Source organism: Rhodococcus sp. IEGM 1302, assembly GCF_030056935.1.
In the GTDB taxonomy this organism is placed as follows: Bacteria; Actinomycetota; Actinomycetes; order Mycobacteriales; family Mycobacteriaceae; genus Rhodococcus_F; species Rhodococcus_F qingshengii.
Map to the genome: position 1 here is coordinate 110,073 of NZ_JASHKY010000006.1, position 12,407 is coordinate 122,479.

General features: G+C 62.7%; 12 protein-coding genes. 2 read left to right on the plus strand and 10 right to left on the minus strand.

Features of this window, described 5'->3' with window-relative positions; translation table 11 throughout:
- Positions 1-3: 3 nt before the first annotated feature.
- Positions 4-801 carry a mycofactocin-coupled SDR family oxidoreductase gene (locus tag QM609_RS12740; RefSeq protein WP_058038555.1) on the minus strand — a complete coding sequence of 266 codons (798 nt, stop codon included), beginning with the start codon at positions 799-801 and terminating at the stop codon, positions 4-6.
- Positions 798-2,423: a flavin-containing monooxygenase gene (locus QM609_RS12745; protein ID WP_076948817.1), complete on the minus strand. Its 1,626-nt coding sequence runs from the start codon at positions 2,421-2,423 to the stop codon at positions 798-800. The genes QM609_RS12740 and QM609_RS12745 overlap by 4 nt, the downstream gene beginning before the upstream one ends.
- Positions 2,424-2,690: 267 nt before the next feature.
- Between QM609_RS12745 and QM609_RS12750 the strand changes: the two genes are divergently transcribed.
- Positions 2,691-3,131, plus strand: coding sequence for a hypothetical protein (locus tag QM609_RS12750; protein ID WP_047269511.1), 441 nt, complete (start codon positions 2,691-2,693; stop codon positions 3,129-3,131).
- Positions 3,132-3,138: 7 nt separating this feature from the next.
- Here QM609_RS12750 and QM609_RS12755 read toward each other — a convergent pair whose 3' ends face one another.
- Complete coding sequence (locus QM609_RS12755) at positions 3,139-3,798, minus strand: response regulator (RefSeq protein WP_063314849.1); 660 nt, start codon at positions 3,796-3,798, stop codon at positions 3,139-3,141.
- A gap of 176 nt (positions 3,799-3,974) precedes the next feature.
- Between QM609_RS12755 and QM609_RS12760 the strand changes: the two genes are divergently transcribed.
- Entirely contained in the window at positions 3,975-4,436 is a 462-nt protein-coding gene (locus QM609_RS12760) for a hypothetical protein (protein WP_007726708.1), read from the plus strand.
- Between the two features lie 91 nt (positions 4,437-4,527).
- On the opposite strand, the gene QM609_RS12765 is transcribed toward QM609_RS12760, so the two are convergent.
- The 7 genes from QM609_RS12765 to dnaJ all read right to left on the minus strand — a co-directional run bounded on the left by QM609_RS12765 (position 4,528) and on the right by dnaJ (position 12,387).
- Entirely contained in the window at positions 4,528-5,703 is a 1,176-nt protein-coding gene (locus tag QM609_RS12765; RefSeq protein ID WP_042452220.1) for an NADH:flavin oxidoreductase, read from the minus strand.
- A gap of 132 nt (positions 5,704-5,835) precedes the next feature.
- On the minus strand, positions 5,836-6,555 hold the full coding sequence (locus QM609_RS12770) for an ABC transporter ATP-binding protein (RefSeq protein WP_003944438.1): 720 nt from the start codon (positions 6,553-6,555) through the stop codon (positions 5,836-5,838).
- The gene (locus QM609_RS12775) at positions 6,555-8,405 is read right to left on the minus strand and encodes a branched-chain amino acid ABC transporter ATP-binding protein/permease (RefSeq protein ID WP_039972692.1); all 1,851 of its coding nucleotides are present in this window, start codon (positions 8,403-8,405) and stop codon (positions 6,555-6,557) included. Before QM609_RS12775 ends, QM609_RS12770 begins: the two co-directional genes overlap by 1 nt.
- 1 nt (position 8,406) lies before the next feature.
- Positions 8,407-9,264, minus strand: a complete 858-nt coding sequence (locus QM609_RS12780) for a branched-chain amino acid ABC transporter permease (RefSeq protein WP_007726703.1) — start codon at positions 9,262-9,264, stop codon at positions 8,407-8,409.
- Positions 9,261-10,475, minus strand: a complete 1,215-nt coding sequence (locus tag QM609_RS12785; protein ID WP_007726702.1) for an ABC transporter substrate-binding protein — start codon at positions 10,473-10,475, stop codon at positions 9,261-9,263. The genes QM609_RS12780 and QM609_RS12785 overlap by 4 nt, the downstream gene beginning before the upstream one ends.
- A 332-nt stretch (positions 10,476-10,807) precedes the next feature.
- The gene (locus QM609_RS12790; protein ID WP_003944355.1) at positions 10,808-11,218 is read right to left on the minus strand and encodes a heat shock protein transcriptional repressor HspR; all 411 of its coding nucleotides are present in this window, start codon (positions 11,216-11,218) and stop codon (positions 10,808-10,810) included.
- Entirely contained in the window at positions 11,215-12,387 is a 1,173-nt protein-coding gene (gene dnaJ / locus QM609_RS12795; RefSeq protein WP_003944329.1) for a molecular chaperone DnaJ, read from the minus strand. Before dnaJ ends, QM609_RS12790 begins: the two co-directional genes overlap by 4 nt.
- Between the last annotated feature and the right edge of the window lie 20 nt (positions 12,388-12,407).

Sequence of the window (12,407 nt, forward strand, 5' to 3'; positions counted from 1 at the left end):
AATTCACACTTTCTGGGTCAGGCCGGCGTCGACAACCAACTGACAGCCGGTCATGTAGCGGGACTCCGCGGATGCGAGGAACAGGACCGCATTACTGACGTCCACCGGATCGACCCAGGGAACGGGCAGCAAGTTGCGAGCGCTGAGCACTGCAGCAGCGTCTGCTTCGGTGGGATTCTCGATGTCCGGGCACAGGTTCGCGAACACTCGCTCGTTGATGATCATCGGGGTACGTACCGAACCCGGATGCACGGAGTTGACGCGGATACTCTGCGCCCCCAACTCGTTGGCCAGCGTTCTGGCCAGGCCCACCACGGCATGCTTGGCTGCGCTGTAATGACTTGCTCCGGCAATACCTTTGATTCCCGCTGTCGAGCTGACCAGAACGACGGATCCACCGTCGCCGAAGTGCGGAACGCAGGCCTTGACGGTGTGCCACGCCCCGGTCAGATTGACGTCCAGCGAGCGGTTCCACACTGCAGGATCGATGGTCCACGACGGTCCCGGCGTGTCGTAGACGCCTGCATTCGCGACCACGACGTCCAACCCGCCGAGTTCGGTAACGCACTCGGCCACGACGGCGGCCAGACCGTCGAAGTCCCGAATATCCGCCACACCGGTGACCGCGACACCGCCTCGATCACGCACTGCCTGAGCGGTTTCCGCCAACCCCGATTGCGCCTGTTCGACATCCAACGCGATCACGGACGCGCCTTCCTCGGCGAGCCGCTCACAGTGTGAGCGTCCCATTCCGCCGGCCGCACCCGTCACGAGTACCCGCTTGCCCTCCAGCCGGCTCATGCGTGCACCGCGCTGTTCAGCTCGAAGCCTCGGTATCCCGCTGCTGCCACGTCTGCACAGATGTCGGAGTAGACACCGAAGCCTCCGATGAAGGGCATGAATATCCTCGGCTTTCCCGGGATGTTGGCTCCCATGTACCAGGAGTTCGCGGATGGGAACAATGTTGCCGACGCCCGGCGTGAGCACTCCTCGAGCCAGTTGTCCACGGCTTCGGCACTCGGCTCGATGGTGTCGATGCCCGCCGAATCGAGGTGGTTGATCGCGTCGGCGATCCAGTCGACGTGCTGTTCGGCAGCGAGAATCATGTTGGACAGCACACTCGGGCTGCCCGGCCCGGTGACGATGAACAGGTTCGGGAAGCCGTGAACTCCCAAACCAAGATAGGTTCTCGGACCCGCATGCCAGTTCTCTCGCAAGGTCTCGCCGTTGCGGCCACGGATCTCGATGCGATCGAGTGCCCCGGTCATCGCATCGAAACCGGTGGCGAACACCAATGCGTCGAGTTCGTAGTGCGAGTCGGTCGTCTTGATCCCGGCCTCGTCGATTGCCTCGATCGGTGCGCTCTTGAGATCGACCAGGCTCACGTTGTCACGGTTGTAGCTCTGGTAGTAGTCGGTGTCCGTCACGATCCGCTTGGTCCCGATGGGGTGGTCGTTCGGGATCAGCAGGTCGGCGATGGCCTGATCTTCGACCACCGATCTGATCTTGGCCTCGGCAAATGCTGCCGCCGTCGCGTTGGCGTCGATGTTGCTGGTCTGGTCTGCGAAGGTTTTGGCGAACAGAACACCGCCGAGCTTCCACCGCTCCTCGTAGGCCGCGTTCCTCTCGGCCTCGGACACCTCGAGCGCGCTGCGAGGATCCGAAACGAACGGAGATCCACCGCCACTGCGCTTGGACAGCGCTCGACGCTCGGCGTAGTCGGCCTTGATCTCTGCGCGTCGTTTGTCATCGAGAGGCGTGTTTCCCGCCGGCACACTGTAATTCGCGGACCGCTGGAACACGAAGAGGTGATCGGCCTGCTCGGCGATCAACGGAACGGACTGGATGCCCGACGATCCGGTGCCGATCACTCCCACTCGCTTGCCGGTGAAATCGACGCCCTCGTGCGGCCAGAAGCCGGTGTGGAAGACCTCACCGCCGAAAGTCTCGCGACCTGCAATGTTCGGAACGTTCGCGGTCGAGAGGCTGCCCGTGGCGCACACCACGAACCGCGAGGTGACGTCATGACCACCGTCGGTGTGCACTCGCCACGTCGACGAGTCCTCGTCGAACCGTGCGCTCAGGACACGGGTATCGAAAGTGAACCCACTGCGTAGGTCGAAGCGATCGGCGACGTGATCGAGGTAGGACAGGATCTCCGGCTGCGCGGCGTACTTCTCGCTCCAGTCCCAATCCTGTTGCAACTCTTCGGAGAACGAGTAGGAGTAGTCGAAACTCTCGACATCGCAGCGTGCGCCCGGGTAGCGGTTGAAGTACCACGTGCCGCCCACTCCGGAGCCCGCCTCGAAGCCGTGGACACGCAGCCCCTGCTCGCGAAGTCGGTGCATGGCGTACATGCCGGCGACGCCGGCGCCGATGACTACGACGTCGAGTGGTGCGGTGGAGAAGTCAGGATCGGTCATGGTGGCCACGCTACGAGTGGGTTGAATGGTAGAGGAACAGGTTCTCCCGCTGGGTGGGCGGAGCCTCCACCCCATGACGCTGGGTGGGCGGAGCCTCCACCCCATAACACTGGGTGGGCGGAGAGCGCTGTGTCCACCGATCGGGGGACAGCGATGTCGTCCAGCACTCGGACCCGTAGGTGGACAGACCCGAAGGGATTTCGGGGCCATAGTTGTCTCATCACAGAAACACACGGTCACCGAGACCGACAAATCGAGGAGAACATGATGAGCACCAACACAATTCGACCCGAAGCACTTTCCTTCTCCGGCCTCAGCATGGCAGCTCTGGTTGCCCGCTCCGCCGGTGCGAACACGGTGAAGTCGATGACCGACACATCCGTCACGACGGCGATGATCAGCAATTCGGGTCGCGGGGCCCTGTATCTGGTCGACGCATCCAACCCGAACGGCGACTGGGTCGTCCCGCCGGCGGACTACATCCTCCCCAACATGAACGTGAACGTTGTGGCCACGAGCAAGAACCAGAACGACTTCCCCATCGTGCTCACGTACCGCTCCGACGACGGTGGAGTGTTTGTCTTCAGTGCCACCAACTCGAAGACCAGGGCGGATGCCGGAGGTACGTACGCCCCCGACAGCCACGACGTCACGGTGACGATGACCTCGGGTTACCCGGCCATGAACGTCACGTACGTGCTTCGGTGACGCTTGCTCACTCCAACAATCCCTGCCGCATTGCAGCGGCGACGGCGGCGCCTCGATCGTTGACTCCGAGTTTCTCGTAGAGGCGCTGCACGTGAGTTTTGACGGTGGAGGGCGCAAGAAAGAGTTGTGAGGCGATGACCGGGATGCTGGCGCCCTGCGCGATCAATCCGAGAACCTCACGTTCGCGGGCGCTGAGCGTCGGACCGGACGGTTCACTACGACGCCGAACCTCTCCTACCAATCCGGCGGCGATACTGGGCGGCAACACATCTCGTCCCGCAGCACAGTCGAGCACGGCACTCACGATCTCGGCGCGAGTGGATTCCTTCGGCAGGAATCCGGCAGCACCGGCTTGCAGGGCCTGGTACACGACAGACGATTCGTCGTGAGCGCTGAGCAGAAGCACACGCGTCGGAAGCTCGTCTCGAACGACTGCGGCGGCGACCTGAGTTCCATCCAGGTGCGGCATCCGGAAGTCGAGCAGCGCGACCTGCGGGCGTAGTTCGCGGATCATTGCGAGCGCTGCTGCGCCGTCGTCGGCCTCGCCCAGGACGTCGATGCCGTCACTGCCGGTCAGAGCCCGAACCACGCCCTCACGGAACAGTGGGTGATCGTCGCCGACCACCACGGAAACCTTGCCGGCCAGCGGCTTCGTGCCTTCGCGCATTGCTCACTTTCTCACGCCCGTACCAGCAATGCGAGCACTTACGCCTCCCCCGATCGGGGGACAAGAGATTCAACCCCGCCACGGCCCCGTCGGCGGACATACTGCAGCACTCATTCGCGACAAGATTGATTCATCGCCGAGAACGGCAACCACACACCATCCCAGGAGCAGACATCATGCGTACCAACACCACTCGCTTCGTAGCAGTCACCGCAATCGCCCTCGCTGTCGGCGGAACCGCACTGGGAACCGCAGCGATCGCCAACGCCGGCACCATGCCCACCGACGGCCCGACGGTTGCCATGACCATCACCAACAACACCGACAACCCGATGCTGCTGGACAGCGCGTCCAACCCCTACGGACAGTGGATCAACGGCCCCCGCTCCTACCTGGCCCCGCACACCACCGAGATCGTCACCGCCTACAGCAGCGATCCCCGCGGTATCGGTGTCGACGTCACCTACAACGTCGCCGACGGCGTCCAGACGGTCATGGCTGCCAACAACTACGTCGGCAACCCCACCCTCGACGGGACTCGCATCATCGGCGACCCGACGCACGTCATCCTCACCGACTACATGGCCACCGGCTACCCCACGATGAACGCCTCCTACGACGTCTTCACGCAGAACTGAACCAAGCGTTGATGCAACCACGAACTTGATCCGCTACGGCCCACGACCCGGTATCCGCATGGATGTCGGGACGTGGTGTGCGCTGACCAGCTCAGACGCGTTCGACCAACACGCAGCGGGCGCCACTGAAGATCGTGGGCATGCACTTGTTGCAGTGGATGCACAGTGATTGGGTATCGGATTCGGCCGCGATCCGATTGATCAGATCCGGTTCTCTGAGCAGCGCCCGTGCCATGGCGACGAACTCGAACCCTTCCGCCATTGCGGTATCCATGCCCGCTTTGTCCGTGACACCCCCGAGCAGCACGAGCGGCAACTTCACCGCAGCACGAATCTGCCGAGCCTCTTCCAGCATGAACAACGGCTTGTACGGATAGGTATGCAACATGCTCTTCCCCACCAACTGCACACCGAGTCGAACAGGTTGCGGCATCGCGGCGGCGAACTCGCGGATCGGCGCATCGCCCTTGAACAGGTACATCGGGTTGAGCAGTGAACTGCCCATCGTCAACTCGAGCGCGTCGACGCTTCCGGATGCTTCGAGCCACTGCGCCACCTGGATTGCTTCGTCCACCCAGAATCCGCCTGGCACACCGTCGTCCATGTTCAGCTTGGCCAAGATCGCGATCTTGTCACCGACGGCATCGCGCACACTGCGTGCAGTTTCGAGTACGACGCGAGCCCGGTTCTCCAGCGATCCGCCGTAGGAGTCCTTACGACGGTTGAGTTTCGGGCTCAGGAACGAGCTCGCGAAATAGTTGTGACCGAAGTGGATCTCGACGGCGTCGAATCCTGCCTCGACGGCAAGTCGCGCAGCGCTCCCGTGCGCCGCCGCAATTCTGGTGATGTCCGCTGTCGTGGCAGTGCGAATCATCCTCATGCTCAACGGATTGAACGAACTCGACGGTGCCAGCGCGGGCAGTCCGGTCGACTTCTGATTCGCCACGGGACCGGCATGGCCGAGCTGCGCCGACGCAGCAGCACCTTCGGCGTGAATGGCATCGGTGAGCCGCCGAAGCCCGGGGAGGGCATCGGGCCGCATCCAGAGCTGGCCGTATTCGGTGCGCCCTTCCGGTGCGACGGCGCAATACGCGACGGTGGACATCCCGACTCCGCCGGCGGCTGGGCGACGATGGAACTCGATCAGCTCGTCGGTGACCAGGGCGTCGGGAGTTTTGCCTTCGAATGTCGCGGACTTGATGATTCGATTTCGAAGGGTCACCGGGCCGAGCTTCGCCGGGGCGAGCACGTCGGGAGCAGTGGTCATCGAGTTTGCCTCTCGCGGGAGTTGTTTGCAGGACGGTAGATCGATGGCCCCGAGCCGGCTAGGGCCCGTGCCACGGAGCGGGAAACGGCTTCAGCCCGGCCGAGGAGGCCGGGCTGAAGTCGTCATTGCCGTTCAGACGCGTCCGAAGTACGCATCCTTGAGCACTGCCAGGTCGTCGATGTCCTTGGCATCGGCGTCGAGAACCACCTTGCCGATGTCGAGGACCGTGACATGATCGGCGACGCTCATCGCGGCCTCGACTGCCTGCTCGACCAGTAGAACAGCCAGGCCGGTTTCCTTGAGTTGTTGGACGCGGTCCATCACCTCACCGACGATCACGGGAGCGAGACCGCCCGAAGGTTCGTCGAGAAGGAGCAACCTAGGCTGCGCCATCAGCGCTGCGCCGATCGCGAGCATCTGCTGCTGACCGCCCGACATGGAACCGGCGGGAAGCGAACGCTTCTCCCCCAGGATCGGGAACATCTCGTACATCGATTCGACGGATTCCATAAGCTCGCCGCGCTTTGCCTTGCGGGTGTACCCGCCCAGCAGGAGGTTCTGCTCGACGGTCTGCTTGTGGAAGACCCGCTTGCCCTCCTGCACGTACGCCATCCCCTGTCGTACCCGTTTGTGCGCGGGGACTCCGGTGATGTCGGCGCCGTCCATCTCGACGGTTCCGGAGGCCACCTTGTTGAGGCCGGACAGGGCACGGAGCGTGCTCGTCTTGCCTGCGCCGTTGCGTCCGAGCAGGGCGGTCACCTGACCGGGATAGACGTCGAACGAGACATCCCAGACGACGCGCAGATCGCCGTACCCGGTCTGCAAGTTTCGGACCTTCAGAATCGGTTCCATCACTTCACCTCACTGGTCTGATGGTCTACCGCGCCGATTTCTTCGAGAAGTGCTTCTTCGTCACCGGACTTGACTCCGAGGTACTCGCTCAAGACGCGTGGGTGATGTTCGATGGTTGCCGCATCGCCGGTCGCGATCACCTGCCCTTGCGCCAGCACGACTATCTCGTCGGCCAGCGAGAGGACGAGGCGGAAGTTGTGCTCCACCAACACCACTGTCGCCCCGGCATCTCGCAGTACCCGGATCAGATCTGCCAGGCGTTCGAGTTCGTCCTCGTCGAGTCCGGATGCCACCTCGTCGAAGAGGACGACCCTCGGTTCGGCGATGACGGCGCGAGCAACCTCGAGCATGCGACGCATCCCCAGGGGCAGCGACGTCGCGATCTCGTTGCGCAAGTGCGACATCCCCACGAGTTCGAGGACACGCTCGGCCTCGACGATGTCGGCCTTCGCGATCCTGCGGAAGCTGGGCAGGCGAAGCACAGCCGACGCCATCGACGCTCGGTGCACCGAATAACGTCCGGATGCAACAGCTTCCAGAACCGTGATGTTTTCCGGAATCGTCGGAGTTTGGAACGTGCGCGCCACACCCACGCGCGCCACCTTGTGCGGCGACGACTGCGAGACCACCGTGTCACCGATCGTGATCACGCCCGCATCTGCGGTGTAGAAGCCGCAGATCATGTTGAGCATGGTCGTCTTACCCGAACCGTTGGGCCCGATCAACGCGGTGACCTTACCGGCCTCTGCGGTCAGGGTTGCCGCATTGAGCGCGTGGTTGCCACCGAACGCTTTGGACACTCCGTCGACCACCAACCGTGCTCCGTTGATCGGCGCCAGTTCCGTTGTCCCACCGCTGTTTTCCTTTGCGGTGACTACGCCCAGGCCGGCCTTGCGATCGAGTTTCGAGACGATCGCTCGCCCGACCTTGGTCAAACCCCCGGAGAGAAGCACACCGCCGATGATCAGGAAGCCGCCGTAGAAGATCAGCGAATACTCCTGGAACGCCGTCGACTGGTTGGGACCGAGCTGCATGATCGCGGCACCGACCACGGCGCCGTACACACTTGCCGCACCGCCGAGGATCGACGCCGCCAGAACTGCTGTGGCAAAGGTGAACCCGAAGGCTTCCGGCGAGATGAACAGGTCGGTGTTGGCGAACAGCGCACCCGCCAGACCGGCGGGGAACGCACCGATGGCATAACCGAGCAGCTTCATCCGGAACACCGATACACCCTGCGACGACGCCAGAACCGGCGACTGCTTGAGCGTGCGGAACGCGATGCCGTGCCGCGAGACCACCAGGTTACGCATCACCGCGAACCAGAGCACGGTCACGACGACGACCACCATGTAGTACTGCTGGGTGTCGAGTTCGGAACCGAAGAACGTCGGCGGCTCCATACCGGTGAGGCCGTTTCGGCCGCCGGTCTTGCCACCGAAGATCGCCAGTACGTCCGGTACCAGCAGAACCAGGAAGAACGACGTCATCGCCAGGGACCAGTTGCCCAGGCGCAGACCGGGAACACCGGTCAGGATTCCGACCGCCAGTGCCACTGCTCCGGAGGCAGCAAGCTGAAGCAGAATGTCGGTGTGACCTGCCTGGGACATCAGACCCGCGGTGTAGGCACCGGCCGCGTACATCGCTGCCTGGCCGAGTGCCAGTTCACCGGCAAAGCCGAGGCTCAAGTTCAGGCCACTGACCACAAGTGCCAGGATGCAGGCCAATTGAATCTGACGTGATGTCGACAGGTCGAGTCCCATCACGGGCAGCAGCAGGATCACCACGGCCAGGACGAGTGGGATGATCCAGCTCGGTAGGGAACGGAAAGTCCGCCACGCACTTACCATCTCACACCACCCGTTCTCGGACATTGCCGAACAGTCCAGCCGGTTTGACCATCAAGATGACGATCAGCACCGTGAAGACGGCGATATTGCTGTACTGACTTCCCGCCCACAGGGCGGTGAACGATTCCACCAGGCCGACGGTCAGACCGCCGATCAAAGCGCCAGGCAGAGAGCCGAACCCGCCGATCGCCAACGCCACGAATCCCTTGAGGGCCAACGCTGCACCCAACGTCGCAACTGCAAACGTCTTGGGGCCGACGAAGAGTCCGAGGACACCGGCCAAGGCACCCGAGAAGGCAAACGCTCCCAGTGCCAACCGTCGTACGTTGACTCCTCGCAGCATCGCCGCTTCACGATCCTCGGAGATGCCGATCAGAGCCAGACCCGTCATCGTTTTCTTCGAGACGTAACTCAACCCGACGACCAGTGCGATCGCCGCAACCAGCAGAGCGATCTCGACCGGGTAGGTACGGCCGCCGAGCAGGGTGATCGGTTCGTTCGATCCGAAGAACGGAACCGTGAGAGGTTCACTACCCCAGATCAATTGAGTGGCGCCGTTGAGCAGAGTTGCGACACCCAACGTCGTGACCAACTGGTTCTGGTGATCGGCCACCGGTCTGATCGCGACGATCTCCTCGACCGAGGCGAGGAGCATCACGGTCACGGTAGCCATGACGGCCACCACGAGAACGGGGAGTTTCAGGGTCACCAGACCCGTGTAGGCGACAAAGGTGCCCACCATCATCAGCTGAGCTTGAGCGAAGTTGAATGTGTTGGAGGAAACGAAAACGATGTTGTACCCGATGGCAACCAGCACGTAGACCGCGCCGAGCGCCAACCCGGACCACAGAATGGTCATGACGCAGCCGGGTTTCCGAACTGACCGTTGAGGATCTTCGTCGGACTGATGAACTTCAGCTCGCTGGTGTCCGGGTTCGGGCCGTGGTTGTCGGAGCTGAAGTTGTAGCGCGAGAGGAATGCGGTCTTGGCATTCTCCTGGACCTCAGTGGTTTCCAGTGCTTCGGCGAGCTTCTTCGGATCGGTCGAACTGCCGACCTTCTCCGCTGCCGCCGCGACGAGGGGGAAAGCGTCGTAGTTGTCCGCGAGGATCAGCGTCGACGGGATGGAGCCCAGCGAAGCCATCGTGTCCACCATCGTGTTGACGAGTGCGTTGTTCGGATCGAACACCGTGCTGCTGAACACCTGCGTCACCAGGTTCTTCACCTGCGGGGTGCCGAGCACACCGGCCGGCGGATCATTCGCGATCAGGTTGGTGGCAGACACCGAGGTGTTTCCGACCAGCGGCACGTCCCAGCCGAGTCGCTCGAGGCTTTGCAACACGTATCCGAGAGGAGCGCCGTACGCATCCAAGGCGATTGCCGCGGCACCCGAATTCTTGAGCGACTGCAACTGCGCCGTCATGTCCAAAGCGGCGGCGTCGTACTCCTCGTTACCGGCGGCCTTCAGACCTGCGGATTGCAAAGCACTGGTCATTTCTTCGCCGAACAGCTCACCGTAAGCGGTGCTGCCGTGCAAGACTCCGACGCTGCTGTAACCCTTGGACTTCGCGTACTCGGAAATTCCGCGAGCGGTATCGGTCGCACCCGGAGCCAGATCGAAGTTGAGCGGGAACTTCGAGGGGTCCGTCGAATCGGGCGAGGGAGCCATGCTCATCGAGAGAATGTTGTTCTGCTTGAGGATCGGCAGAACCGCAGCCGCGATCGACGACGGACCCGAGTTCAGGTAGAGGTCAGGCTTGTTCCCCGAATTGATGGCTTCGCGCAGCTTGGTGACGGCGATGGTTGCGTCACCCGCGTCGTCCACCGTAGTGAGCTCGATCTGACGGCCACCGATCCCCCCGGCTTCGTTCTGGACCTGAACGCCCGCCTTGGTGGCGAGCAGCGAGGTCTGCGAATTAGCCGCGAGGACTCCCTGTGCACTGATCCCGCCGGTCAGCAGCACACGGTAGGGCGAGTCCGCACCTCCGTCGGACTCCGAAGAACCACTGCACCCTGCAAGAGCCAGAGCCGTCACGGCAACTGCCGCAACAAGAATGGGCCGACGATTCATGTCTGCACTCCTAGAACACATGTATGCACCGAACGTCAGGCGAATACCTGACGAAAGAATGATCGGCCGGTGGACGTGCCTGATTTCGAGCACCAGCCAACCAAGCACCCGCTTGATGATCTAGCAAGCAGTTGCTTGGGATGGAGCATAGAATGTGATCTGGATAACGTCAAACGCTGAAAAGTGGAGTCATGGAAGCGGACGCTATGCACATTGAGGCGGCGTCGACAGATCTCTTCCCGCTGGGTGGAAACGCCGAAACGGCTCCACGCCCTGGCGGATTCGACGAAATGAATCCGACAGGGCGTGGAGCCGTTTGTGTAAAGGTCCGACTATCGCTGGTTGCGGGGCTTCCAGACCACCAACGCGTTGTTGCGCGGAATCGGCACGAGATCCCGGCGATAGCCCGCATGGACTTTCGCGATCTCCTCGGCCAATTCGCGGACGCGATGCTGCAGAGCCTCGACCTGGTTGGTCAGTTCGATGATTCGTTTGATTCCGGCAAGGTTGACTCCCTCGTCCTGCGAAAGCCGTTGTACTTCACGAAGAAGCGCAACATCGCGCGGGGAGTAGCGTCGTCCGCCACCGGTGGTTCGATGCGGGGTGACCAACCCGAGTCGGTCGTAGTTACGCAAAGTCTGCGCGTGCATTCCGGCCAACTCGGCTGCCACCGAGATCACGAAGATCTGAGCGTCAGGATCGACCGTCGCATCCCATTGATTCTGCGGTCGCTCTGTCATCATGCACCGGCCCACCCGGCCCGTGGATCGAACCCGCTCGCCTTCTCGGCTTCGAGATAGGTTTTCAGCGCTTCGATCGCCGGGTCGTCCAACTTCTGCGGAACGGATACCTTGACCGTGACCAGAAGGTCACCGGCACCGTCCGGCCGCTTGGGGATACCGCGTCCGCGAACTCGCAGAATGCGTCCGTCCACCGTTCCAGCCGGAACCTTCACTCCGACACGGCCTTCCAAAGTCGGCACGGACAGTGTCGTTCCCAGCACCAGCTCGCCGTAGCTCACCGGAACCGTCAGTGTCAGGTCGTCGCCGTTGCGTCCGAAGACACTGTCCGGCTTGACGCGGATGTTGACGAACAGGTCGCCGGCCGGAGCGCCGCGGAGTCCCGCTTCGCCCTTGCCCTTGAGTCTGATCTTCTGACCGTCGCTCACACCGGCAGGCACGCGAACCGTGATGGTCCGTGTGCGATTGGTGACTCCGCTACCGTGGCAGTCTTCACACGGCGAGTCGATGATCGAGCCGGTTCCCCGGCAATCGTCACACGGCTCACTGAATCCGAAGGCGCCCTGGTTCCGGCTGACCACGCCGGTTCCGTTGCAATGTGGGCACACTCGCGGGCTGGTGCCTGGCTTTGCGCCGCTGCCGTGACACGTGGTGCACGACGTAGGGCTGGTCAGACGAAGAGGGACGGTGACACCGAGCGCTGCTTCACGAAAGGCGAGCGTCGTCTCGGTCTCGAGATCCTTGCCTCGACGCGGGCGGTTGGGCGCAGCTGTTCGCTGGCCCGCTCCCCCGCGGTTGAACAATCCGCCGAAGATGTCTCCGAGACCCGAGTCCTGCCCACCGGCCCCGCCGCCGAACAGGTCGTTGATGTCGAAACCACCAGCGCCGGGGTTGAATCCGCCGCCGCCCTGCGCGCGGGGGCCGAAGCCGCCGCTGGCAAAGAGGCGCCGAGCCTCGTCGTACTCCTTGCGCTTGTCCGGATCAGACAGAACGGCATGAGCTTCACTGACGGACTTGAAACGCTCTTCGGCCTTCGCATCGTCAGGGTTGGCGTCGGGATGAAGATCCCGAGCCAGCTTGCGATACGCCTTCTTGATTTCGTCGGCCGTCGCGGTGGACGAGACGCCCAGCTCCTTGTAGAAGTCCTTCTCGATCCACTCCCGTTGACTCACTGGGCGTCTCCTCCTCTCAC

Excerpts from the sequence above, each read along its gene's own strand:
- QM609_RS12740 (WP_058038555.1), bottom strand. The coding sequence starts at position 801 with ATGAGCCGGCTGGAGGGCAAGCGGGTACTCGTGACGGGTGCGGCCGGC.
- QM609_RS12745 (WP_076948817.1), bottom strand. The coding sequence starts at position 2,423 with ATGACCGATCCTGACTTCTCCACCGCACCACTCGACGTCGTAGTCATC.
- QM609_RS12750 (WP_047269511.1), top strand. The coding sequence starts at position 2,691 with ATGAGCACCAACACAATTCGACCCGAAGCACTTTCCTTCTCCGGCCTC.
- QM609_RS12755 (WP_063314849.1), bottom strand. The coding sequence starts at position 3,798 with ATGCGCGAAGGCACGAAGCCGCTGGCCGGCAAGGTTTCCGTGGTGGTC.
- QM609_RS12760 (WP_007726708.1), top strand. The coding sequence starts at position 3,975 with ATGCGTACCAACACCACTCGCTTCGTAGCAGTCACCGCAATCGCCCTC.
- QM609_RS12765 (WP_042452220.1), bottom strand. The coding sequence starts at position 5,703 with ATGACCACTGCTCCCGACGTGCTCGCCCCGGCGAAGCTCGGCCCGGTG.
- QM609_RS12770 (WP_003944438.1), bottom strand. The coding sequence starts at position 6,555 with ATGGAACCGATTCTGAAGGTCCGAAACTTGCAGACCGGGTACGGCGAT.
- QM609_RS12775 (WP_039972692.1), bottom strand. The coding sequence starts at position 8,405 with ATGGTAAGTGCGTGGCGGACTTTCCGTTCCCTACCGAGCTGGATCATC.
- QM609_RS12780 (WP_007726703.1), bottom strand. The coding sequence starts at position 9,264 with ATGACCATTCTGTGGTCCGGGTTGGCGCTCGGCGCGGTCTACGTGCTG.
- QM609_RS12785 (WP_007726702.1), bottom strand. The coding sequence starts at position 10,475 with ATGAATCGTCGGCCCATTCTTGTTGCGGCAGTTGCCGTGACGGCTCTG.
- QM609_RS12790 (WP_003944355.1), bottom strand. The coding sequence starts at position 11,218 with ATGATGACAGAGCGACCGCAGAATCAATGGGATGCGACGGTCGATCCT.